The 23017-nt window shown below is 67.2% G+C and carries 21 protein-coding genes and 6 pseudogenes; 6 read left to right on the forward strand and 21 right to left on the reverse strand.

The genetic code is table 11. From position 1 onward, the window contains the following. Positions 1-60 precede the first annotated feature (60 nt). From BMG07_RS01695 to BMG07_RS01720, 6 genes are all read left to right on the forward strand, one after another. Positions 61-1380, forward strand: a complete 1320-nt coding sequence (locus BMG07_RS01695; RefSeq protein ID WP_198082965.1) for a CHASE3 domain-containing protein — start codon at positions 61-63, stop codon at positions 1378-1380. 178 nt (positions 1381-1558) lie between these two features. Then, a complete protein-coding gene (locus BMG07_RS01700; protein WP_198082895.1) occupies positions 1559-1723 on the forward strand; it encodes a DUF1328 domain-containing protein in 165 nt (54 codons plus the stop codon). A gap of 54 nt (positions 1724-1777) precedes the next feature. Then, on the forward strand, positions 1778-2152 hold the full coding sequence (locus tag BMG07_RS01705; protein WP_198082896.1) for a hypothetical protein: 375 nt from the start codon (positions 1778-1780) through the stop codon (positions 2150-2152). A gap of 35 nt (positions 2153-2187) precedes the next feature. Then, positions 2188-2571: a phage holin family protein gene (locus BMG07_RS01710; protein ID WP_198082897.1), complete on the forward strand. Its 384-nt coding sequence runs from the start codon at positions 2188-2190 to the stop codon at positions 2569-2571. After that, a complete protein-coding gene (locus BMG07_RS01715; protein WP_198082898.1) occupies positions 2558-3064 on the forward strand; it encodes a hypothetical protein in 507 nt (168 codons plus the stop codon). The genes BMG07_RS01710 and BMG07_RS01715 overlap by 14 nt, the downstream gene beginning before the upstream one ends. Continuing rightward, entirely contained in the window at positions 3061-3621 is a 561-nt protein-coding gene (locus tag BMG07_RS01720) for a bacterioferritin (protein WP_198082899.1), read from the forward strand. Before BMG07_RS01715 ends, BMG07_RS01720 begins: the two co-directional genes overlap by 4 nt. A gap of 119 nt (positions 3622-3740) precedes the next feature. Here BMG07_RS01720 and BMG07_RS01725 read toward each other — a convergent pair. The 21 genes and pseudogenes from BMG07_RS01725 to BMG07_RS01820 form a co-directional block, all read right to left on the reverse strand. Beyond that, positions 3741-4258, reverse strand: a pseudogene (locus tag BMG07_RS01725) (BON domain-containing protein). A gap of 80 nt (positions 4259-4338) precedes the next feature. Further along, on the reverse strand, positions 4339-4536 hold the full coding sequence (locus BMG07_RS01730; protein ID WP_198082900.1) for a CsbD family protein: 198 nt from the start codon (positions 4534-4536) through the stop codon (positions 4339-4341). Between the two features lie 124 nt (positions 4537-4660). After that, positions 4661-5485 (reverse strand): DUF429 domain-containing protein, encoded by an 825-nt coding sequence (locus BMG07_RS01735; RefSeq protein WP_198082966.1) that lies wholly within the window; start codon positions 5483-5485, stop codon positions 4661-4663. 7 nt (positions 5486-5492) lie between these two features. Further along, positions 5493-6374 (reverse strand): EamA family transporter, encoded by an 882-nt coding sequence (locus BMG07_RS01740; protein WP_198082901.1) that lies wholly within the window; start codon positions 6372-6374, stop codon positions 5493-5495. A 103-nt stretch (positions 6375-6477) separates the two neighbouring features. Further along, positions 6478-6900, reverse strand: a complete 423-nt coding sequence (locus BMG07_RS01745; RefSeq protein WP_198082902.1) for a BLUF domain-containing protein — start codon at positions 6898-6900, stop codon at positions 6478-6480. 3 nt (positions 6901-6903) lie between these two features. After that, positions 6904-7635, reverse strand: coding sequence for a GTP cyclohydrolase I (gene folE / locus BMG07_RS01750; RefSeq protein ID WP_198082903.1), 732 nt, complete (start codon positions 7633-7635; stop codon positions 6904-6906). 85 nt (positions 7636-7720) lie between these two features. After that, positions 7721-8503: an endonuclease/exonuclease/phosphatase family protein gene (locus tag BMG07_RS01755; RefSeq protein ID WP_198082904.1), complete on the reverse strand. Its 783-nt coding sequence runs from the start codon at positions 8501-8503 to the stop codon at positions 7721-7723. Continuing rightward, positions 8500-8976 (reverse strand): dihydroneopterin triphosphate diphosphatase, encoded by a 477-nt coding sequence (gene nudB, locus BMG07_RS01760; protein ID WP_198082905.1) that lies wholly within the window; start codon positions 8974-8976, stop codon positions 8500-8502. The genes BMG07_RS01755 and nudB overlap by 4 nt, the downstream gene beginning before the upstream one ends. Next, the gene (locus BMG07_RS01765) at positions 8966-9277 is read right to left on the reverse strand and encodes a CcdB family protein (RefSeq protein WP_198082906.1); all 312 of its coding nucleotides are present in this window, start codon (positions 9275-9277) and stop codon (positions 8966-8968) included. Before BMG07_RS01765 ends, nudB begins: the two co-directional genes overlap by 11 nt. Then, positions 9278-9559, reverse strand: coding sequence for a type II toxin-antitoxin system Phd/YefM family antitoxin (locus BMG07_RS01770; RefSeq protein WP_198082907.1), 282 nt, complete (start codon positions 9557-9559; stop codon positions 9278-9280). 74 nt (positions 9560-9633) lie between these two features. Further along, positions 9634-11438 (reverse strand): annotated as a pseudogene (gene aspS, locus BMG07_RS01775) (aspartate--tRNA ligase). Positions 11439-11475: 37 nt separating this feature from the next. Then, positions 11476-12108 carry a DUF502 domain-containing protein gene (locus BMG07_RS41275; protein ID WP_269758547.1) on the reverse strand — a complete coding sequence of 211 codons (633 nt, stop codon included), beginning with the start codon at positions 12106-12108 and terminating at the stop codon, positions 11476-11478. Positions 12109-12315: 207 nt separating this feature from the next. Continuing rightward, positions 12316-12459 (reverse strand): annotated as a pseudogene (locus BMG07_RS41280) (zinc ribbon domain-containing protein); the annotation flags it as partial. A gap of 104 nt (positions 12460-12563) precedes the next feature. After that, the gene (locus BMG07_RS01785) at positions 12564-14015 is read right to left on the reverse strand and encodes a sodium:solute symporter family protein (protein WP_198082909.1); all 1452 of its coding nucleotides are present in this window, start codon (positions 14013-14015) and stop codon (positions 12564-12566) included. Between the two features lie 13 nt (positions 14016-14028). Further along, positions 14029-15594: a ubiquinone biosynthesis regulatory protein kinase UbiB gene (ubiB, locus tag BMG07_RS01790; protein ID WP_198082910.1), complete on the reverse strand. Its 1566-nt coding sequence runs from the start codon at positions 15592-15594 to the stop codon at positions 14029-14031. Then, positions 15591-16151 (reverse strand): SCP2 domain-containing protein, encoded by a 561-nt coding sequence (locus BMG07_RS01795; protein ID WP_198082911.1) that lies wholly within the window; start codon positions 16149-16151, stop codon positions 15591-15593. The genes ubiB and BMG07_RS01795 overlap by 4 nt, the downstream gene beginning before the upstream one ends. Before the next feature lie 51 nt (positions 16152-16202). Next, positions 16203-17236, reverse strand: a pseudogene (locus BMG07_RS01800) (Tim44 domain-containing protein). 32 nt (positions 17237-17268) lie between these two features. Then, positions 17269-18000, reverse strand: coding sequence for a bifunctional demethylmenaquinone methyltransferase/2-methoxy-6-polyprenyl-1,4-benzoquinol methylase UbiE (gene ubiE / locus BMG07_RS01805; RefSeq protein ID WP_198082912.1), 732 nt, complete (start codon positions 17998-18000; stop codon positions 17269-17271). A gap of 149 nt (positions 18001-18149) precedes the next feature. Beyond that, positions 18150-18562: pseudogene (locus BMG07_RS01810) on the reverse strand (gamma-butyrobetaine hydroxylase-like domain-containing protein). Continuing rightward, positions 18562-18996: an HIT family protein gene (locus tag BMG07_RS01815; RefSeq protein WP_198082967.1), complete on the reverse strand. Its 435-nt coding sequence runs from the start codon at positions 18994-18996 to the stop codon at positions 18562-18564. The pseudogene BMG07_RS01810 and the gene BMG07_RS01815 overlap by 1 nt, the downstream one beginning before the upstream one ends. Before the next feature lie 8 nt (positions 18997-19004). Then, positions 19005-22881: pseudogene (locus tag BMG07_RS01820) on the reverse strand (DUF3683 domain-containing protein). Between the last annotated feature and the right edge of the window lie 136 nt (positions 22882-23017).

A 23017-nucleotide genomic window follows, 5' to 3' on the forward strand; every position in this document is an offset into this window, starting at 1 on the left:
TCACGAACTTGCGTAGTACGCAGCCTTGAAAGTTTCATGCACTGGTTAGCCCCTCCAAAAATGGCCGTGAGCCTGCTGCTCGCGGCGCTGGCTGCGCTGGCCCTCGTCGGCATCAACGAGGCCGGCTACCGGCAGTCCAGCCGCGCCCTGGCCGACATCAACGAGGCGCAGCAGGTGCGCGGCACGCTCAACCAGATCCTGCAGAACATGCTGGACGCCGAGACCGGCCAGCGCGGCTACCTGCTGACCGGCGAGGCCAGCTACCGGCAACCCTACGACAACGCGGTCAAGCAGGTCGACGGCAACCTCGCGACCCTGCGCCAACTGTACGCCGATCGGCCGGCCGAACTCACCCAATTGGCCGAGCTCTCGAAGCACGTGCTGCGCAAGGTCGCCGAAATGGACATGAGCGTGCGGCTGCGCCAGGACGGCAAGGAAGACGCCTGGAAGTTCGTCATCACGACCGACGTGGGCCGCGAAGAAATGGACGCGATCCGCGCCACCGCCGGCGAACTGGTCAAGATCAGCAACGGCACCCTGCAGCAAAGCCAGACGCAGGTGCTCAAGTCGCTGCAACTGGCCCGCATCGGCACCGCCATCGTGGCGCTGGCCGCATTGCTGGCCTTCTTCCTGTACCTGCGCCAGACGCACGCGCTGCGCTCCATCGGCGAGCGCCAGCAGGAGGCCCTGCAGCGCGAGCGCAATGCGCTGGAAGACGAGGTGCGCGAGCGCACCGCCTCGCTGGCCGAGCTGGCCACCCACCTGCAGGACGTGCGTGAAACCGAGCGCGGCTACCTCGCGCGCGAGCTGCACGACGAGCTGGGCTCGCTGCTCACCGCCGCCAAGCTCGACGTGGCGCGCCTCAAATCCCGGCTGGCGGACTCGCCCGACGCCATCCAGCGGCTGCAGCATCTGACCGAGCTGCTCAACAGCGGCATCGCGCTGAAGCGCCGCATCATCGAAGACCTGCGGCCGTCGTCGCTGTCGAACCTGGGGTTGGTGGCGTCGCTGGAAATCCTGGGGCGCGAGTTCGCCGAGCGCTCGGGCCTGCAGATCGAGATGGCGCTGGAGCCCGTGACCATGGACGAGTCGCGCCAGCTCACCATCTACCGCATGGTGCAGGAGAGCCTGACCAACATCGGCAAGTACGCCGAGGCCAGCGAGGCCACCATCGTGCTGAAGAACTACGAGAACCACGTGATCGTGGAAGTGGCCGACAACGGCAAGGGCTTCGACACACAGCGCATGCGCCCGTCGACGCACGGCCTGGCGGGCATGCGCCACCGCGTGGAGGCGGCGCGCGGCAAGCTCACGGTCTCGTCCACCCCCGGCAAGGGCACGCGCCTGAGCGCGATGCTGCCGGTGGTGCGGCCGACCTGAGGCCGCGCCTGGCCGTATTCGGCGCACTCGGCCATCTCCTACGCACCCCGCCCCCGACCGCTGACAGGTCCGGCGCGGGCGGCCACTTAAGGTTGCTCCTGTGCCATCCGATGCTTCCTCCAGGAGCGCCGGATGCGCAGTTTTCAACACAACGAGGCAAGCCTCGAAGGAGTTCCACATGCTGCATTACGCCGTGGTTTTTCTGGTCATTGCACTGATCGCCGCCCTGTTCGGTTTCGGGGGCATCGCCGCCAGCGCGGTGGGTATCGCCAAGATCCTTTTCGTGATCTTCGCCATCCTTGCGATCGCGAGCTTCCTTGCCGGCTTGCTCCGACGCAACTAGCGTAGTTACGATCCACAGGCCTTCGCATTTCATCTTCCCGGAAAGGACTTTCACATGAACACGACCAAGACTCCCTCGCAACTCGCCGACGACGCGCGCCAGACCGCCAACGAAGCAGTCGAATCGACCCGCGCCTATGCACAGAACGCGGTGAATGCGGCGGGCGAAAAGGTCCGCGAACTGCGCCGCGACGCCGAGCCGGCCGTCGAGCAACTGGCAGCGCGTGTGCAGCAAGCCGTTCAGCGCGGCCTGGACGCGGCGTCCACCACGAGCGCGCGCGCACAGCGCCGCATCGAGCGGGCCGCGGACGTCACGGGCCGCTACATCTCCGACCAGCCCGTGCGCTCGGTGCTGATCGCCGCGGCCGCCGGCGCCGCCATCACGGCACTCATCGTGCTGGCCAGCCGCCGCAGCCGGGACGACTACTGATCCGCTGAACCTTCGTTCCACCGATTCCCGGCACCATGCTTCATCCGATTTTCTCCACGGTGCTCGGGCATCCGGAACTCGTCGCTGAACACCTCGCCAACTACGCCGCCCTCGTCCGCCAGGAAACTGCGCAGGCGGGGCGCGGCCTCGTCGCCCGCATCGTCGCGGGGGTGCTGGCCGCGGCCAGCGCCATGCTGGCCCTCGGGCTGATCGGCGTGGCCGTGCTGCTCGGCGTGCTGCATGGCAGCTTTCACTGGGTGCTGGTCATCGTGCCGGGCGTGGCCGTGGTCATCGCGGCCATCTGCGCCTGGTACGCCACGCGCCCCAGCCCGAGCTACGGTTTCGACGACCTGCGCTCCCAACTCGAGGCCGACCTGCAGGCCTTGCACAACGCCGGAGCCCACCATGGCCAGCGCTGAACGCCCGCCCCTGACGCCGCAGCAGCGCCTGGCGCTCTCGCGCCGCGCGCTGGTCCGCGAACTGAACGGCGGCGAAGAGCCGGCCCGTGCCCCGCGCTACGCGACGGCCCAGGAGCCGGACGACGACCTGGAATACGCCCGGCACGACACGCCGGACGCGCTCGCGCACGAACCCCGTTCACGGGGCCGGGCCGGCAACAACGTCTGGCTCTCGATGGGCCGCAGCGTGGTGGAGCGCTGGTGGCGCCGCCACCCCGCGCACGCGGTCGGCCAACTGGCCCGCCCCCTGCTCGAGAACTACGCCCGCAAGCAGCCCGCCAAGCTGATGGCCGCCGCTGCGGCGACCGGCGCGGTGCTGGTGCTCGTCAAGCCGTGGCGCCTGCTGTCGGTCACGGCCGTGCTGGCGGCGGTACTGAAGACATCCGACGTGGCTGACATCGTCAACACGTTGATGCAGAAGACCCAAAGCCCCCCACGAAAGGACCCTCCATGAAAGCCGATGTTTCCTCATCTCCCAAGGCCTCCGGACACAAGCACCTGGTGCTGGACCAGGGCGGCCTGGACGCCGCGCGCAAGAGCCTGGACGACGGCGCCGTCACGCCCAGCTACGGCCCCTGGCGCGACGACGTGGTCAAGCTGCTGAACGACGCGCTGGCCACCGAACTGGTCTGCGTGCTGCGCTACAAGCGCCACTACTTCACGGCCAACGGCGTGGAATCACCCGCCATCGCCGACGAGTTCCTGGTGCACGCCAATGAAGAGTCGGGCCATGCGGACCGCATTGCCGAGCGCATCGTGCAACTGGGCGGCGAACCCGATTTCGCGCCCTCGCACCTGCTGGACCGCAGCCATGCCGCCTACGACGAGTCGACCGACCTGCAGGCCATGGTGCGCGCCAACCTGATCGCCGAACGCATCGCCGTGGAGTCGTACCGCCAGATGATCGCCCTGATCGGAGACAAGGACCCGACCACCCGCCGCATGCTCGAAGACATCCTCTCCGACGAGGAGGAACATGCCGACGAGCTGAAGGACTGGCTCGGCCACTGAGCCCGATGCGACCGGGGCCCGAGTGGCCCCGCCGAAGAAACCAAAGAAGCCAAAGAAAAAGCCCGGACACTCCGGGCTTTCTCTTTGGCGGTTGATCGCCTGTTGCTGATCGCGGCCGGTCAGCCCTTCACTTCGAGCTGGTTGTCCACCGAGGTCACGCCCTGCACGCCCTTGGCAATCTCTTCCGCGCGCGCCTTGGCGGCGGCGGTGGGGGCCGGGCCCTTCAGGCTCACCGCGCCGGCCTTGGTGTCGACGTTGATCTTGATCGCGCTCAGGTCCGGGTCCTTCGCAAGGCCCGCGGACACCGAGGCGTGATGGCCGCGTCGTCGACCGTCGCGCTCACTGCGGCGCCGGCGTCCTTGACCGCTTCCTTCACGTTGGCCATGCCTTCCTTCACCTCGGTGGTGGTGCCGGACGCATCGACCTTGGCCTTGGCTTCCTTGACCGCTTCGCCGGTCTTGGCGGCGGCGGTGTCGGCGGCCTTTTCGGTCTTCGCCACGGCGCTGTCGAGCTTCTCGCCCGCCGTGCGGTTGTCCGACTTGTCGCAGGCGGCCAGCGTCAAGGCGGCGCCGGCCACGAGCACGGCGAGCCACGCGCGCGAATGCGGCATGGCCATGGATTGGTTGGGTTTGTTCATTTGAATTCCTCCTGTCGCGTATCGCGCTGTGCGATGAAAAGAGGGTTGCACGCCTCGTGCGCGCAACCCCGTCCAGCCGGTCAGAGCTTGTCGGCGCCCGACTTGATGGCGTCCTTGGCCTTTTCCTTTACGTCGCCGTAGGTCTTCTGCACCTTGCCGGCAGCCTGGTCGGCCACGCCTTCGCCCTGGAGCTTTTCGTTGCCGACGACCTTGCCGGTCACTTCCTTGATCTTGCCCTTGGCTTCTTCGACGCGTCCTGCCACTTGGTCCTTGTTCATGTCGCTTCCTTCCTGTGAGGGGGTGAAATACCGTGGGCCGGTATGACCCACTGCCTTCAATCTAGGCGTCGGCGCGCGGCCACGAATGCCGCCGGGAGCCCGAAGCGGTGTAGGACAACAAGGCTCAGGCGGTGACGATCCATCCTTCAAGCGGATCGAAAACCTCGGGCAGGCCATGGCCCGGCCCCCGGCTCGCGGCGCGCTGCAGGCCCCACGCGGCCTGCAGCAGGCACAGCACGGCGTCGATGTCGTCGCCGCACCCGTCGGCCAGCAACTCGGCGCGCCGCGCCGCCGTGACGGCCAACCGCAGGCCGAGCCGCGACGTGCCGGCTTCGAGCCCCGCCAGCAGGTCGGTGCGCGCGGCCAGTCGCTCGGGCGTCTGCTTGCGCCGGTCGTCGCTCTTGTAGCTGCGCCGCCCGATCAGCTCGCGCGCCAGCAGGCCCGGATAGGCCTCCAGCGCGATGCGCCCGGCATGCGTGCCCGTGTGCAGCCCGGGAATGCGCGCGCCGGCCGCCAGCAGGCGGGGCACGCCGGCGTGCAGCATGTAGGCCACCGGCGGGTTGACCCATTTCATCGACGGGCTCGATCCCGCGGGCACGTCGGTCGCCCGGTGCGCGAACTTGCCGCCGACGGGGCGGCCCGCGCAGAAGGCGGCGAAGGTGTCGCGGATCTGCGCGCGGCTCAGGCCGGCGTAGTGGTGCATCAGCGCCTCCCACTGCGTGGGCCAGCCCAGGTGCTCGACCAGCTCGCGTGGCAGGCCGAACGGAAAGTCGAAGCCGCCGACCCATGCGGGCGTGGCGCGCAGCCAGTCGCCCCATTCGTCGAGCGAAGCGAAGCGATGCAGGCCGGTCAACGTCACGCGCTTCTTCTCGGCCGCTTGGCCGACCGCCACCACGATGGGCTTGCGCGCGGTGGGCGCGCTGGAAAAATCGCAGCCGAAGAGCAGCACCACGGCCTCAGCCCAGTGCGAGCGCCACCACGCCAGCGGCGATGAGCACCGCGCCGAACAGCCGCAGCAGCCGGTCGCCTTCGCGCAGCAGGTGGCCGCCGATGAGCGCGGCGAACAGCATCGACACTTCGCGCGCCGGCGCCACGTGCGAGATCGGCGCCTGCTGCACCGCATACAGCACGAGCACATACGACACGGGGCTGAACGCCGCCACCAGCAGCGCGTATTTCCACTGCGAGCGCCACAGGCGCGCGGTCGTCGCGCGGTCCCTCAGCGCGACCGGCAGCAGCAGCACGATGCGCACGAGGTTGCCGAAATAGTCGAGCAGGATCGGCGACATGACGAGGAACTTGACCGCATAGCTGTCGACCACCGTGTAGGCCGCGATGAAGCCGCCCGTCAGCACGCCGTAGCGAATGCCCTTGTGCACCCGTTCACGCTGCACCGGGTCGTGCGCCTTGCGCCACAGCTTCGGGCCGCCCGCCACCAGGAACACGCCGAGCACCACGCCCACGATGCCGGCCACGCCGAAGAGGCTGATCTTCTCGCCGAGGAAAAGCACCGCCACCAGCGACGACAGCAACGGCCCGGAGCCGCGCGCGAGTGGATAGACCACGGTCAGGTCCGACCTGCGGTAGCCGCGCAGCAGCACGACGAAATAGAAGACGTGCAGCACGCCGCTGAGCACGACGAAGCCCCACTCGGCCCTGCCCCAGCCCGGCACCACGTTCCAGCCCAGCGTGATGCCCACGGGCGCCCAGACGAGCATGTTGAACACGCTGGTCTGGAAGCTGAAGCGCGCGTCGCCGTTCGCCTTCTTGGCGACGATGTTCCAGCCGGCATGGATGATCCCGGCCAACAGGATCAGTGCGAATGCGGAGAGCGGCACCTCGAGCTACGCGAGACCGAGCGCCGCCGGGCCGCCCCAGGGCGCGAGCGGCCCCCTCGGGTGGCAGCGAGGAGACGAAGTGCCGAGCGCGGGGGCCACGTGCTCAGTGGCGGCCGACGATGGCCGCTGTGGCCATCAATTCTTCGAGCAGCGCCAGCGAGACCTTGCCCGACACCGCGTACGGGTTGAGTTCGGGTTTTTCGGAATACTTCAGCAGCGTCGAGGCATTGAGCTTCGACAGGTTGACCTGCCCCATCGTCCAGCCGCCGAAACGGCGCTCGGAGATTTCTTCGTAGTGCAGCAGCACCACGTCCTTGTGGCGTGCGTCGCGCTGGATGTGGCCATAGAGCTCGCTGATGGCCATGCGGCCACCCTCGATGGCCTGCAGGAAGGTGCCGGCACCGTAGCAGAGGATGCCGGTGATGCCGCAGGTCGTGTTGTGCGTGCGCGATTGCGCGAGGATCGATTCGATTGCTGCCGGGCTGGTGTCGACGGCACGGCTGGCGTAGAGAAGTCGGACCAGCATGGCTCAGCTCTTTCTTGGCAGGAGAGACAAAAATTCGCGGCGCAGGCTCGGATCCTTGAGGAACACGCCGCGCATCACGGAGTTGATCATCTTGCTGTCCATTTCCTTCACGCCGCGCCAGGCCATGCAGAAATGCTCGGCTTCCATGACCAGCGCCAGGCCGTCGGGTTGCGTCTTTTCCTGGATCAGGTCGGCCAGCTGCACCACGGCTTCTTCCTGGATCTGCGGGCGGCCCATGACCCATTCGGCCAGGCGCGCGTACTTCGACAGGCCGATCACGTTGGTGTGCTCGTTGGGCATCACGCCGATCCAGAGCTTGCCGATGATCGGGCAGAAGTGGTGGGAGCAGGCGCTGCGCACGGTGATCGGGCCGACGATCATCAGCTCGTTCAGGTGCTCGGCATTGGGGAATTCGGTGAGCGGGGGCGGCGGCACATAGCGGCCGCGAAACACCTCGTTCAGGTACATCTTGGCGACGCGGCGCGCGGTGTTGTCGGTGTTGTGGTCGTTCTCGACGTCGATGACGAGGCTTTCGAGCACGCCCTTCATCTTGACCTCGACCTCGTCGAGCAAAGTCTCCAGCTCGCCGGGCTGAATGAACTCGGCGATGTTGTCGTTGGCGTTGAAGCGCTTGCGCGCGGCGGTGATGCGCTCGCGGATCTTGACGGAGACGGGCGTACCCTCGTCGTCGTCTTTTCGATCGGGAAGGGGTTCGACGTCGGTTTTCCTCAGCATCCGCGCATGGTAGCAGCGATCATTTTTCGATGCCCCTGAAGGGAAACACCGCGGAACCGGCTTCGCCGGGCCGCAGGGGGCGAGCTCAGACCAGCGAGAAATCGGCCACCAGGGGCAGGTGGTCGGACATGCGGGCCCAGATGGGGCCCCGTGGCACCGCGCAGGCCAGCGGCTCCAGCTTGCGCCCGTAGACGAAGTCGAGCTGCGCCACCGGCAGGCGCGAGGGGTATGTGAGCGTGCGCGGGCCGCGCAGGTCGCTGGTGTCGCGCAGGCCCATGGCGTTCATGGCGTAGCGCATGCGCGCGCCCCAGTCGTTGAAGTCGCCCGCGACCACCACGGCCTCGTCGGGCGGCACCTCGCGGTCGATGAACTCGCGCAGGCGGGCAATCTGCCGCACCCGGCTGCCCTTGATGAGTCCCAGGTGCACCACGATGGCATGCACCGGCCGGCCCTCGACCTCGATCACCGCGTGCAGCAGGCCGCGCTGCTCGAAGCGGTGGTCGGAAATGTCCTGGTGGCTGGTGCGGATCACCGGCCAGCGCGTGAGCAGCGCGTTGCCGTGCTCGCCGTGGCGCGTGACGGCATTGGTCTCGTAGACGGCGGTGTAGCCCTCGGGCGCGAGGAAGTCGGCCTGCGGCAGCTCGGGCCAGCGCGCGAAGCGGGCGGCGGCCTGGCGGTTCATCTTGCGCACTTCCTGCAGGCAGACGATGTCGGCATCGAGCTGCTCGATGGCGTGGCCGAGGTTGTGGATTTCGAGCCGGCGCGCGGGCCCGATGCCCTGCACACCCTTGTGGATGTTGTAGGTCGCGACCCGGAGGTTGTGCGCTGCGGCTGTCGTCGTTGCTGCTGGTGCGGCCGGCTGGTTCATCGCGCAAATTCTGGCAGCAACAGAATGGCTTCGGCGTTTGACGGGGAAAAGCAGGCGTCGGCCGCCTCCCGGTAGGGCAGCCATTTCCAGTCGGTGTGCTCGCGGGGCTCGAGCTTCGGCGTCAGGCGCCCGGGCACGCACAGGCCGAACAGGTGCTCGGTGTTGTGCGTGACGCCGGGTGCATAGCGGGCGCGCCAGCGGGGGTAGATTTCGTAGACGTTGCGCAGTTGCCAGTCGACCAGCTGCGAAGCCAGCGCGGTGCCCTCGCCGCACTGGATGCCGGTTTCCTCGGCCACCTCGCGCGCCGCCGTGAGCGCGAGCGGCTCGTCGGCCAGGTCCTTGCTGCCGGTGACGGACTGCCAGAAGTCGCTCTCGGCGTCGGCGCGCCGGATCAGCAGCACGTCGAGGGCGGGCGTGTGGATCACGACCAGCACCGACTCCGGGATCTTGAAGGGGCGTGCGTCAGAAGCCACTGAGAACGGCGTCCATGGCGGCCATGACCTCTCCCGCACGCGGTGCGAGGGACGCCACCGGCTTTTTCAGGAGACGCGCGGGCAATGGCGCCGCGAGCTGAGGCATGAGCGAAAAGGTTTCGGCCCCGATCTCGACCATCGGACACAGATTGACCGGCGCCTGCCGCACGCCAATGCGAAACAGGGGCATCACCAGGCGCGTCGGCAGATGGTCGAGCAGCCCGCTCTGCACGTCGACGACGAAAGGAACCATCTGGCGCGCTTCGGGCCGCGGGTTGTCGTAGATGTCGAACTGCGCCACTCAGGGAGCATCCTGCCAGGCGACCAACCCATCGCACCACAGGCCATGCTCGTCGAAGCGCGCGTTCTGCTCGGCGATCCAGTCCTGGTACTGCTCGTTGAATTCGCGCTTGCGCTGGGCAAGCGTCTTCTTCTGCTCGAGCGCCTCGAGTTCGGCAAAGCGTGCCGCCGAGACGATCACCGCCGCCACGCGGTCGTTCTTGAGCACGTGAACAGGCTCACGTTCGGCTTGGCCGAGGTAGTAGCCGAATCGGTTCTTGGCTTCGGTGGCGGTGATCTGCATGGCGGCTCCGGCGCAGTGATTAGCCATTTTAGCCATCAACCGCCCCAGAGCCCACCTGCGAGGTCTCAGGCCTTTCAGGCCGCCTGAGGCGTGTTCCGCAGCTTGATGTGCAGTTCGCGCAGCTGCTTCTCGTCGACCGGGCTCGGGGCCTGCGTCAGCAGGTCTTGGGCGCGCTGGGTCTTGGGGAAGGCGATCACGTCGCGGATCGACTCGGCGCCGGTCATGAGCATGACCAGGCGGTCCAGGCCGATGGCGATGCCGCCGTGCGGGGGCGCGCCGTACTGCAGCGCGTCCAGCAGGAAGCCGAACTTGAGCTGTGCGTCCTCGGCGCTGATCTTCAGCGCGCGGAACACCTTGCTCTGCACTTCCTCGCGGTGGATACGCACCGAACCGCCGCCCATCTCGATGCCGTTGAGCACCATGTCGTAGGCCTTGGCGATGCACTTCTCGGGCGCGGTGTCCATGAGGTCTTCATGGCCGTCCTTGGGGGCCGTGAACGGGTGGTGCACGGCGCTCCAGCGCTGGCCTTCCTCGTCGAACTCGAACATCGGGAAGTCGACCACCCACAGCGGTGCCCAGCGGTCGTCGAACAGGCCGGTCTTCTTGCCGAAGGCGCTGTGGCCGATCTTCACGCGCAGCGCGCCGATGGCGTCGTTGACGACCTTTTCCTTGTCGGCGCCGAAGAACAGGATGTCGCCGTTGCGGGCACCCGTGCGGGCGATGATCTCGGCCAGCGTGTTGTCGTCCAGGTTCTTCACGATCGGGCTCTGCAGGCCGTCGCGGCCGGCTGCCGCGTCGTTGACCTTGATGTAGGCCAGGCCCTTGGCGCCGTAGATCTTGACGAACTCTTGATAGGCGTCGATTTCACCGCGCGACATGCCGCCTTCGGCACCGCCGCCGGGCACGCGCAGTGCCACGACACGGCCGCCGGCCATGGTGGCGGCGTTCGAGAACACCTTGAACTCGACGCGCTTCATCAGCTCGGTCAGTTCGGTGAATTCGAGCTTCACGCGCAGGTCGGGCTTGTCCGAGCCGTACTTGAACATCGCGTCGCCGTACGTCATGGTCGGGAACACCGGCAGGTCGATGCCCGCGGCATTGCGGAACACGTTGCGGATCATGCCTTCGAACATCTCGCGGATTTCTTCTTCGGCGAGGAACGAGGTCTCGATGTCGATCTGCGTGAATTCGGGCTGGCGGTCGGCGCGCAGGTCTTCGTCGCGGAAGCACTTCACGATCTGGTAGTAGCGGTCGTAGCCGGCCACCATCAGCAGCTGCTTGAACAGCTGGGGCGACTGCGGCAGCGCGAAGAAGCTGCCGTCGTGCACGCGGCTGGGCACGAGGTAGTCGCGCGCGCTTCGGGCGTGGACTTGCCGAGCATCGGCGTCTCGATGTCGATGAAGCCGTTGGCGTCGAGGAACTTGCGCGTTTCCATCGTCACCTTGTAGCGCAGCATCATGTTGCGCTGCATGGCCGGGCGGCGCAGGTCGAGCACGCGGTGCGTGAGGCGGGTGGTTTCCGACAGGTTGTCGTCGTCCAGCAGGAACGGGGGCGTGACCGAGGGGTTCAGCACCTTCAGCTCGTGGCACAGCACTTCGATCTTGCCGCTCTTGAGCTGGTCGTTGGTGGTGCCTTCGGGGCGCGAACGCACCAGGCCCGTGATCTGCACGCAGAACTCGTTGCGCAGGTTCTCGGCCACGGCGAAGGTGGAGGCGCGATCGGGGTCGCACACCACCTGCACATAACCTTCGCGGTCGCGCACGTCGACGAAGATCACGCCGCCGTGGTCGCGGCGACGGTTGACCCAGCCGCACAGGGTAACGGTTTGGCCCATCAGGGCTTCGGTCACGAGACCGCAATAGTGAGTACGCATGGCCATAGAGAGGACTTCCGGCGCCTTGACGGCGCGTTCGTTTTTATGAGTTGGATGGCTTGGTCGCCAGCACGGCGGGGCCGCCAGGGACGACCACCCCCATCGAGACGATGTACTTGAGCGCTTCGTCCACGCTCATCTTGAGTTCGATGCAATCGCTGCGCTTGAGCATCACGAAGTAGCCGCCCGTGGGGTTGGGCGTGGTCGGCACGTAGACGCTGAGGAACTCCTCGGTGCCCAGGTGCGCGGCCACCTCGTTGCCCGGCGCGCCGGTCACGAAGGCGATGGTCCAGACGTTTTCGCGCGGCCACTGAATCAGCACGGCCGTGCGGAAGGCATTGCCGTTCTCGGAGAACAGCGTGTCCGACACCTGTTTGACGCTGGAATAGATGGAGCGCACCACCGGAATGCGGCGCACCACGGCGTCGCCCCAGCCGAGCAGGCGCTTGCCCACGAAATTGCTCGCGATGGCGCCGACCACCAGCAGGATGGCCAGCGTGAGCAGCACGCCCAGCCCGCGGATGTTGTTCTCGAACAGCCAGCGCTGCCATGCGCCCGGGAGCACCCAGAGCGTCTGGTCCAGCGTGTCGATGATCCACTTCAGCACCGCGAGGGTGATGAACAGCGGAACGATCACCAGCAAGCCGGAGAACAACCATTTGCGCAGGGCGAGCATGGCGAGGGTCTCAGTCGCCGCTCTTGGCGGTGGCGGCAGCGGGCGCGGGGGCCGCAGCGGGTGCGGCCGGTGCCGGGGCGGGGCTGGGCGTGGCGCTGGAAGAAGACTCGCCGGACTTGGCGGCGTCGCTCGAGGCGGGCGCGTGGCCGGTTCGGACTTCTTGCCGCCGCCGTCGCGGAAATCGGTCACGTACCAGCCCGAGCCCTTGAGCTGGAAGCCGGCGGCCGTGACCTGTTTTTCGAAAGCGCTCGCGCCGCACGCCGGACACACCGTGAGAGGCGCGTCGGACATCTTCTGCAAAGCGTCTTTGGCAAAGCCGCAGGCGCTGCACTTGTAGGCGTAGATGGGCATGGGAAATCGGGTGGGGAAAAGCGGCGCAGCTGCCGCTCGCAAAGCCCTCGATTATAGGGGCGACCCCGCCAAACAGGGCCCGGCGTGGGCCCCGGCCCCGAGCTTCACGCCGGTTCCGTGGCCAAAGGCCGGTGCGGCGTGTGAGTGTCCACTAGCCATTGCGGCAACAGCGACCCGACCACCATGCCCCCGAAAGAGCACAGCACGCCCGCCAACTGAGCCGGAAACACCGCGCCCCAGGCCGGTACGGCCAGAAACAGCAGCCACACGCCGATGCCCAGCGCGATCGAGGCGATGGCGCCCTGCGTGGTGGCGCGGCGCCAGTACAGGCCGCACACCAGCGGCACGAAAGCCCCCACCAGCGGCACCTGGTAGGCGCCCGACACCAGTTCGTAGATCGGCGTACCCTGCATGCGGATGGCGTAGGCCAGCACGGCGGCGCTGAACAGCAGCACCGTGATGCGCATCGTCATGAGGTTCTGGCGGTCGGTGCCCGACGGGCGGAACTGGCGCCAGATGTTCTCGGTGAAGGTGACGCTGGGCGCCAGCAAGGTGGCCGAGGCGGTCGACTTGATCGCCGAGAGCAGCGCGCCGAAGAACAGCACCTGCATCACGAACGGCATCTTCTGCAGCACCAGCGTGGGCAGCACCTTCTGCGGATCCTCCTTGAGCAGCGTGGCCGTCTGCTCCGGCATGATCAGCAGCGCGCTGGCCACCAGGAACATCGGCACGAAGGCGAACAGGATGTACGCCACGCCGCCGATGACCGGACCGCGCGTGGCGGCCTTCACGCTGTTGGCCGACATCACGCGCTGGAACACGTCCTGCTGCGGAATGGAGCCCAGCATCATGGTGATGGCGGCCGCGAAGAAGAAGATCATGTCGTGCCAGCTCGGCTCGGGCCAGAACTTGAACAGGTCCTTGCTGACCGCGAACGCCACCACCTTGTCGGCGCCGCCGGCCATGTCGCCCGCGAACATGGCGATCACGGCCAGGCCGGACACCAGGATGATCATCTGGATGAAGTCGGTCACCGCCACCGACCACATGCCGCCGAACAGCGTGTAGGCCAGGATCGAGACCACGCCGATCACCATGCCCATCGGGATGCTGATGGCACCGGCCGACAGCAGGTTGAACACCAGCCCCAGCGCCGTGACCTGCGCCGACACCCAGCCCAGGTAGCTCAGCATGATGATCAGCGAGCACGCCACCTCGACCCCGCGGCCGAAGCGCTCGCGGTAGTAGTCGCTGATGGTCAGCAGCGTCATGCGGTAGAGCTTGCCCGCGAAGAACAGGCCCACCAGGATCAGGCAGGTGCCCGCGCCGAACGGGTCTTCGACCACGCCGTTGAGGCCGCCTTCGATGAACTTGGCCGGAATGCCGAGCACCGTTTCGGAGCCGAACCACGTGGCGAACGTGGTCGTCACGATCATGAACAGCGGCAGGTGCCGCCCGGCAATGGCGAAGTCGGTGGTGTTTTTCACCCGCTTCGCGGCATAGAGGCCGATCGCGATGGTGACCAGCAGATAGACGATGACCAACGTCAGCAGCACGACGGAAACTCCTCTAGAACAAACGCACGCGCACCAGCAATTGCATGGCGAGCAACCCCAATACAAAACCTATGCCACCGTAGACGATGGTCTGCAGCAACCGGTTGGTGCGCTTCTGCTCGGCCAGCAGTTCGAGCAGTTCGCGCCGGTTGTCGGCGGGGCGATTTTCCAGGAAATCGTGCAAAAGTCGCGGAAATTGAGGAAGCAATTTGGCGTACCGCGGCGCCTCGGCCTTGAGTTGCTGCAGCAACTTCTTCGGGCCGATCTGGTCGACCATCCACTTCTCCAGGAAGGGTTTGGCCGTGGCCCACAGGTCGAGATCGGGGTCGATGTTGCGGCCCAGGCCCTCGATGTTGAGCAGCGTCTTCTGCAGCAGCACCAGCTGCGGCTGGATCTCGACGTGGAAGCGGCGCGAGGTCTGGAACAGGCGCATCAGCACCATGCCCAGCGACAGTTCCTTCAGCGGCCGGTCGAAGTACGGCTCGCACACCGTGCGGATGGCCGCCTCCAGCTCGTCGATGCGCGTGCCCACCGGCACCCAGCCGCTTTCCAGGTGCAGCTCGGCCACGCGCTTGTAGTCGCGCCGGAAAAAGGCCACGAAGTTCTGCGCGAGGTATTCCTTGTCCGACTCGGTGAGCGTGCCGATGATCCCGAAGTCCAGCGAGATGTAGCGCCCGAAGGTCTCGGGCGCCAGGCTCACCTGGATGTTGCCGGGGTGCATGTCGGCGTGGAAGAAGCCGTCGCGAAAGACCTGCGTGAAGAAGATCGTGACGCCGTCGCGCGCCAGCTTGGGAATGTCGACGCCGGCCGCGCGCAGGCGCTCCATCTGCGCAATGGGCACGCCCTTCATGCGCTCCATCACGATGACCTCGGGGTGGCAGAAGTCCCAGAACATCTCGGGGATCAGCACCAGGTCGAGCTCGGCCATGTTGCGGCGCAGCTGGGCCGCGTTGGCGGCCTCGCGCACCAGGTCGAGCTCGTCGTGCAGGTACTTGTCGAACTCGCCGACCACCTCGCGCGGCTTCAGGCGCTTGCCGTCGGCCGACAGGCCCTCGACCCAGCCGGCCATCATGGCCATGAGCGCCAGGTCTTTCTCGATCACGCCGCGCATGTTGGGTCGCAGCACCTTGACCGCGACCTCGCGCACCTCGCCCGCGTTGGTGCGGATGGTCGCGAAGTGCACCTGCGCGATCGATGCGCTGGCAATGGGCGTTTCGTCGAACTGGATGAACACGTCGCTCACCGGGCGGCGGAACGCGCGCTCGATGGTCGCGATGGCCACGGCCGAGGGGAACGGCGGCACGCGGTCCTGCAGGAACGCGAGTTCGTCGGCGATGTCGGGCGGCAGCAGGTCGCGCCGGGTCGACAGCACCTGGCCGAACTTGACGAAGATGGGGCCGAGCCGCTCGAGCGCCTCGCGCAGCCGCTGGCCGCGCGGCGCGTCGAGGTTGCGCCCGAAGGACACGATGCGCGCCACCACGCGCAGCCAAGGCTTCTGGAAGCTCGTGAGCACGAGCTCGTCGAGACCGTAGCGCAGCGCGACCCAGACGATGAACAGGCCGCGGTAGAAGCGCCTCATTCGAAGGTGCCCGCCGAACCGCCGGCCTTGCCGGCCGCGCGGTTGCCGACGAACTGGCGCAGCGCGCCGGCGACGCGCCGCACGGCGTTGCCGAGGGTGTGCGCGGGCACGTCGCCGATCACGCGGGCCAGGTCGTCCTCGATGTCCCAGCGCACGTGGTCGACCAGCCAGTTGACCTCGGCCGCCAGTTGCACGTCGCCGACGATCTGCACCGAGGGCTTGTCGCCGCGCAGCGTGGCGCGGGCGATGTCGAAGGGGGATTCGTCGGTGACGGTGAGCCTGAGCTCGGGCTCCGCGCCTTCAGGGGCCAGGTCGAGCAGGCCGGCCGGCGTGGACACCAGCTGCATGGTCACGAAGCGCCACTGGAAGCGCACCACCCTGCCCTGCTGGCGCAGCAACCGCTGCTGGGCCTCGGGCTCCTGCTGCAGCACGTGGTTCAGGAACAGGACCGCGCGGTGCTGGATCTCGTGGACTGCCCAATCCGGGGGCTGGAGGCGTTCGCCGATGCGATTGAAAAGGTCGCCGAGAAAAGAAAAAGGGGACGATGGTGTGGCCATAGTCCCCATTATCCCGTCTGTGTCGCGGCCGGGCGCGGCCGCGACCCGGTTTTACTGTAGTGCCTGCACGCCGGCGACAAGCCAGCCGCTGGTGCCGCTGGTCGGCTTGGTCATGTTCCAGACTTCGCGGAACGGGCCCGGGCCCGCCGAGGCGTCTTCGCGGATCATGCCGGAGAACTCCACGCTGGCCATGTAGGCGTCGGGCAGCTCTTCGATGCCCAGCAGCTTGGCGTCGAGCATGACCACTTCGGTCTTGTTCGAGGCGCCACCCGTGTGGCTGGCGCGGTCGGCCAGCTGCGAGCGGATTTCGTCGACCATGCTGTCGGTCATCATCGAGCGCAGCATCGACACGTCGGCGCGGTCCCATGCGTCCTGCAGGGTCACGAAGTTGCGCTTGGCCGCACCGAGGAAGCCCTCGACGTCGAAGCCGGCGGGAATGCCCCACGACTGCGAACCACCGAGCGCCGAACCGATCATGCTGCCGCCGGCTGCCGCGCCGGCCGCCGAGAGGCTGCTGCCGTGACGGTCGCCTTCAGCAGGCGTTGCGTCGAACGAGGTCGCGCTGCGTTCCCACGGGCGGGCCGATGCGTCGTTGCCCACGTTGGCCGGGCTGTACTGCGCCGGTGCGGTGGCGTTGCTCGGGCTGGCGCCCGCGCCCTGGAACGCGAAGCCGCCCTGGCGGTTGGCACCCGAGGCTTGCTGCGAGCGCGCCTTGATCATGCGCCACACCACCACGCCGGCCAGCACGAGCAGGCCGATCAGCAGGATGTTGCCGAAGCCGGCACCCAGGCCCAGCGAATGCGCGAGCCATGCGAGACCCAGGCCGGCCGCGAGGCGCCGAGCATCGCGCCCCACGGACGCTTCGGTGCCGCTGCCGCCGCGGCCGCACCCGGCTTGGCCGCTGCCGCGCTCGACGCGTTCTGCTGCGCGGGTGCGCCGGGCGCTGCCGGCGGCGTGGCCTGGCGTTGCGTCACGTTGGAGGACTGGCGTCCCACCGACTTGCCGCCGCCCATGCGGGCAGCCTCGGCCTGGACACTGCCCAGCACCAACGCGACCGCCAAAAACAAAGAACCCAAACTCTTCATGTCGTCTCCTCTTGAGCGAAAGATTCGCCTCATCAACACTTGATTCCAACATGGAGGGCAGCGATTCCCCCCGTCATGTTGTGATAGTCCACATGTCCGAAACCGCCCTCTTTCATGAGGGTCTTGAGTTCCTCTTGCGAGGGGTGCATCCGGATGGATTCGGCCAGGTAGCGATAGCTCGCGTCGTCACCGGCCACGAGCTTGCCAAGGCGCGGCAGCACGTTGAAGGAGTACCAGTCGTAGGCCTTGGCGAGCGGCTTGGCGACCTTCGAGAACTCCAGCACGAGCAGCTTGCCGCGCGGCTTGATCACGCGGTTCATTTCCTTGAGCGCGATGTCCTTGTGCGTCATGTTGCGCAGGCCGAAGGCCACCGTGACCACGTCGAAGTGGTTGTCGGGAAAGGGCAGCTTCTCGGCGTCGCAGACCATGGTGGGCAGCGACACGCCGGCGTCCAGCAGACGGTCGCGGCCGGTGCGCAGCATGGCTTCGTTGATGTCGGTGTGCACCACCTGGCCGGTGGCGCCGACCTTCTTGGCGAAGGCCAGTGCGAGGTCGCCGGTGCCGCCCGCGATGTCGAGCACGCGCGAGCCTTCGCCCACATTCGCGACCATCACGGTGTACGCCTTCCAGGCGCGGTGCAGGCCCGCCGACATCAGGTCGTTCATGATGTCGTAGCGCGAGGCAACCGAATCGAAGACGCCGCGAACGCGTTGCGCCTTCTCGGTTTCGTCGACTGTTTCGAAGCCGAAGTGTGTGGTACTCATGCAACCGATGTTAGGCCGGAAGCCTTCACATCAAGCCGACGACCCCGCGCGCACGGCGGACATTTGTTGCTTTTTTCGCGCGCCCTTCCTGGGCGTAGGGCTATGTTTTCAGGAGCACCGCGCGGATTTTCGGGTGCCTGCCGCAGGCCTCAGTGGCTGCTGCAGCCGTGACCGCCGGCTTCGACCATCGGCGTGTCGCGATCGCGCCCGCCTCAGCCAGGCGGTGCTCGTACGTGGCCCACAGCTCGGCCTGCTTCTCACCCAGTTCGTAGAGCAGGTCCCACGAGTAGATGCCGGTGTTGTGGCCGTCGCTGAAGGTCGGCTGCACGGCGTAGTTGCCGACGGCCTCGAGGTCGACGAGATCGACGTTGCGCTTGCCGGTCTGCAGGATTTCCTGGCCCGGGCCGTGGCCCTGCACCTCGGCCGAAGGCGAGTAGATGCGCATCAGCTCGAAGGGAATCCGAAAGCTCGCGCCGTCCGAGAAGCCCACTTCGAGCACGCGCGACTGGCCGTGCACGGTGATCGATTGCGGCGTCGGTGCGCCCGGTTTCAAGCCTGCCATCAGAAACTCCTGTTGCCCAAGCGTTCGATCATCGCAGCCTCGGCGGCCGGCAGGCGCGCAGTGGTTTCTGCCTCGCGCGCGGCGCTGCGTTCGCGTTGAACGGCAGCCCACACGGAGCCCGGAAAGTGGCTGTCATCGGCGAAGCGCGCGATCACGTGCCAGTGCAGGTGCGCCACCATGTTGCCGAGCGCGGCGAGGTTGATCTTGGTCGGGCGCAAGTGCTCGCGCAGGCACTGTTCGACGACGGCCACCGCCTCCATGCACAGCACGCGATCGGCCGCGTCGAGATCGGAAAACTCCGCCGCATGCTCGCGCCAGATCACGCGGTAGAAGGCCGGAAAGCCCGCCTCTTGCGCATGGATGACGCGCAGCTTCGCGCCCTCGAACACGAGGCGACCGCCCGCGCCCTCGCACAGCACGCAGCCTTGCTGCATCGCGGCCGTCACACCAGCACCCGCTCGATCCCGCCCTGGTTGGCGGCGGCCACGTAGGTCGGCATCCAGTCGGCGCCGAGGATCTTGTTGGCCATCTCGACCACGATGTAGTCGGCTTCGAGCAGGCCGTTGTTCAGGTCGTTGCCGTAGCGCGAGAGGCCTTGCAGGCAGCTCGGGCAGCTGGTGAGAATCTTCACGTTGTCCTTTTCGCCGACCTTGCCGCTGTCGCGCAATGCGGCCTCGCCCTTCTTCAGCTCCTCTTCCTTGCGGAAACGGATCTGCGTCGAGATGTCGGGCCGCGACACGCCCAGCGTGCCCGACTCGCCGCAGCAGCGGTCGTTCTTGAGCACGTTGTCGCCGACCAGCGCCTTCACCGTCTTCATCGGGTCCTGCTGTTTCATCGGCGAGTGGCAGGGGTCGTGGTACAGGTAGCCGCCACCGCCCGCATCGGCCAGCGTGATGCCCTTTTCGAGCAGGTACTCGTGGATGTCGATGATGCGGCAGCCAGGGAAGATCTTGTCGAACTGGTAACCCTGCAGCTGGTCGTAGCAGGTGCCGCAGCTCACCACCACCGTCTTGATGTCGAGGTAGTTCAGCGTGTTGGCCACGCGGTGGAAGAGCACGCGGTTGTCGGTGATCATCTTCTCGGCCTTGTCGAACTGGCCGCTGCCGCGTTGCGGATAGCCGCAGCACAGGTAGCCCGGCGGCAGCACGGTCTGCACGCCCGCATGCCACAGCATGGCCTGCGTCGCCAGGCCCACCTGCGAGAACAGCCGCTCCGAGCCGCAGCCCGGAAAGTAGAAGACCGCCTCGGTTTCGGGCGTGGTCGCCTTCGGGTTGCGGATGATCGGCACGTAGTCGGCATCCTCGATGTCCAGCAGCGCGCGCGCCGTCTGCTTGGGCAGGCCGCCCGGCATCTTCTTGTTGATGAAGTGGACCACCTGCTCCTTGATCGGCGCCACGCCCAGCGAGGCCGGCGGCGCTGCCGTCTGCTTCTTCGCCAGGCCGCGCAGCAGGTCGTTGGCCAGGCGCTGCGCCTTGAAGCCCACGCCCACCATGCCCGCGCGCATCGTCTTGATGGTCTGCGGGTTGGTTGCGTTCAGGAAGAACATCGCGGCCGCGTTGCCGGGGCGGAAGCTCTTCTGGCCCATCTTGCGCAGCAGGTTGCGCATGTTCATCGACACGTCGCCGAAGTCGATCTTCACCGGGCACGGCGTGAGGCACTTGTGGCACACGGTGCAGTGGTCGGCCACGTCCTCGAACTCTTCCCAGTGCTTGATGCTGATGCCGCGCCGCGTCTGCTCTTCGTAGAGGAAGGCCTCCACCAGCAGCGAGGTCGCGAGGATCTTGTTGCGCGGGCTGTAGAGCAGATTGGCGCGCGGCACGTGGGTGGCGCACACGGGCTTGCACTTGCCGCAGCGCAGGCAGTCCTTCACGCTGTCGGCAATGGCGCCGATGTCGCTCTGCTGCATGATCAGCGACTCGTGGCCCATGAGCCCGAAGCTCGGCGTGTAGGCGTTGGTCAGGTCGGCATGCAGCGTCTCGGGCTTGCCGGCCGGCGCGCGCAGCAGCTTGCCCTTGTTGAAGCGGCCTTCGGGGTCGACCTTGGCCTTGTACTCGGTGAACGGACGCAGCTCTTCGTCGCTGAGGAACTCGAGCTTGGTGATGCCAATGCCGTGCTCGCCCGAGATCACGCCGTCGAGGCTGCGCGCCAGCGCCATGATGCGCACCACCGCGGCATGCGCGGTCTGCAGCATGTCGTAGTTGTCGCTGTTCACGGGAATGTTGGTGTGCACGTTGCCGTCGCCCGCGTGCATGTGCAGCGCGACCCACACGCGGCCCTTGAGCACGCGCTTGTGGATGGCCGTGCACTCGGCCAGGATGGGCGCGAACTCGGCGCCCGAGAAAATCTCCTGCAGCGGCTGGCGCAGTTGCGTCTTCCAGCTCGCGCGCAGCGTGTGGTCCTGCAGCTGCGCGAACTGCGCGTCGACATTGCGCAGCCAGCCGGCCCACAGCGCGCGCACCTCGTGCACCAGCGCCACGGCCTGCGTCACGCGGTCTTCGAGCAGCTCGGCCGCCGGGATTTCGTGCGCGTCGTCGGTCTTGCCCAGCGGCAGGTTGCCGCGCGTGAGGAAGGCTTCGAGCTCGTCGGTCAGCGCGAGCTTGTTCTGCAGCGACAGCTCGATGTTGATGCGCTCGATGCCGTCGCTGTACTCGGCCATGCGCGGCAGCGGAATCACCACGTCTTCATTGATCTTGAAGGCGTTGGTGTGCTTGCTGATGGCGGCCGTGCGCTTGCGGTCGAGCCAGAATTTCTTGCGCGCCTCGGGACTGATGGCAATGAAGCCTTCGCCGCTGCGCGAGTTGGCGATGCGCACCACTTCCGAGGTGATGCGCGCCACGTCGTCGGCGTTGTCGCCCGCGATGTCGCCGAACAGCACCATCTTCGGCAGGCCGCCGTGCTTCTTCGACTTGGTGGCGTAGCCACGGCCTTCAGGTAGCGGTCGTCCAGGTGCTCGAGGCCGGCCAGCAGCACGCCCGAGCGCTTCTGCTCGGCGAACATGAAGTCCTTGATCTCCACGATGCTGGGCACCGCGTCCTTGGCGTTGCCGAAGAATTCGAGGCACACGGTGCGCGTGTGCGCCGGCATGCGGTGCACCACCCAGCGGCAGCTGGTGATGAGGCCGTCGCAGCCCTCTTTCTGGATGCCCGGCAGGCCCGAGAGGAACTTGTCGGTCACGTCCTTGCCCAGGCCTTCCTTGCGGAAGGTGCGGCCGGGGATGTCCAGGCGCTCGGTGCGCAGCCTGGTCTTGCCGTCGGCGGCGTAGTACTGCAGCTCGAACACGGCGCTTTCGGCGTCGTGGATCTTGCCCAGGTTGTGGCCGATGCGCGTGACCTCGAGCCATTCGGCCTGCGGCGTCACCATGCGCCACGAGGCAAGGTTGTCCAGCGCCGTGCCCCACAGCACGGCCTTCTTGCCGCCTGCGTTCATGGCCACGTTGCCGCCCACGCACGAGGCCTCGGCCGAGGTCGGGTCGACCGCGAACACGAAGCCCGCGCGCTCGGCCGCGTCGGCCACGCGCTGCGTGACCACGCCGGCTTCGGTCCAGATGGTGGGCACGGGGTCGGCCAGGCCGGGCAGCGGCATGTGCTCGACCTCGGTCATCGCCTCGAGCTTCTCGGTGTTGATGACCACGCTGTTCCAGGTCAGCGGAATGGCGCCGCCGGTATAGCCGGTGCCGCCCCCGCGCGGAATGATGGTCAGGCCCAGCTCGATGCAGCCCTTCACCAGCAGCGCCATCTCGGCCTCGGTGTCGGGGCACAGCACCACGAAGGGGTACTCCACGCGCCAGTCGGTGGCGTCGGTCACGTGCGACACGCGCGACAGGCCGTCGAACTTGATGTTGTCCTTGGCCGTGAGCCGGCGCAGCACGCGCGTGGCCTTGCGGCGCAGGGCGGCCACGTCGCGGAACTTGGTATCGAGGCCGCCACCGCGTCGCCCACCAGTCCGGTGAGCTCGCCCACGAGCTGGTCGCGCGGCAGGTCGCTGTCGGGGGTGCGGCGCTTCTGGACCTCGCTCAGGCGGTGCTTCAGCGCATCGACCAGCTGGCCGCGGCGGCGCGGGTTGTCGAGCAGGTCGTCGACCAGGTAGGGGTTGCGCTGCACCACCCAGATGTCGCCCAACACCTCGTAGAGCATGCGGGCCGATCGGCCGGTGCGGCGCTCGGCGCGCAGGGTCTGCAGCAGGTCCCAGCCGCGTTCGCCCAGCAGGCGAATCACGATCTCGCGGTCGGAGAAGCTGGTGTAGTTGTACGGGATCTCGCGCAGTCGCACGGGCTCTGCGGCCTGTGACAACAGCGTGTTCAACGCGGTCGGAGCATTCATCGGGGGTGGCGCCACGGCCAGGCACTGCGCGCCCATTCAGCCGGGCTGAGGATTTTAGGTCAGCGCTTGGGGTCTTGCCTCGTGGCGCCTGCTACGGCCTTGTGCTAAGCGCGGCGGTGGTGGGGGCGCCCCGGGC

Origin of the sequence: Variovorax sp. E3 (genome assembly GCF_016082275.1) — a bacterium.
Taxonomy (GTDB): domain Bacteria; phylum Pseudomonadota; class Gammaproteobacteria; order Burkholderiales; family Burkholderiaceae_C; genus Variovorax.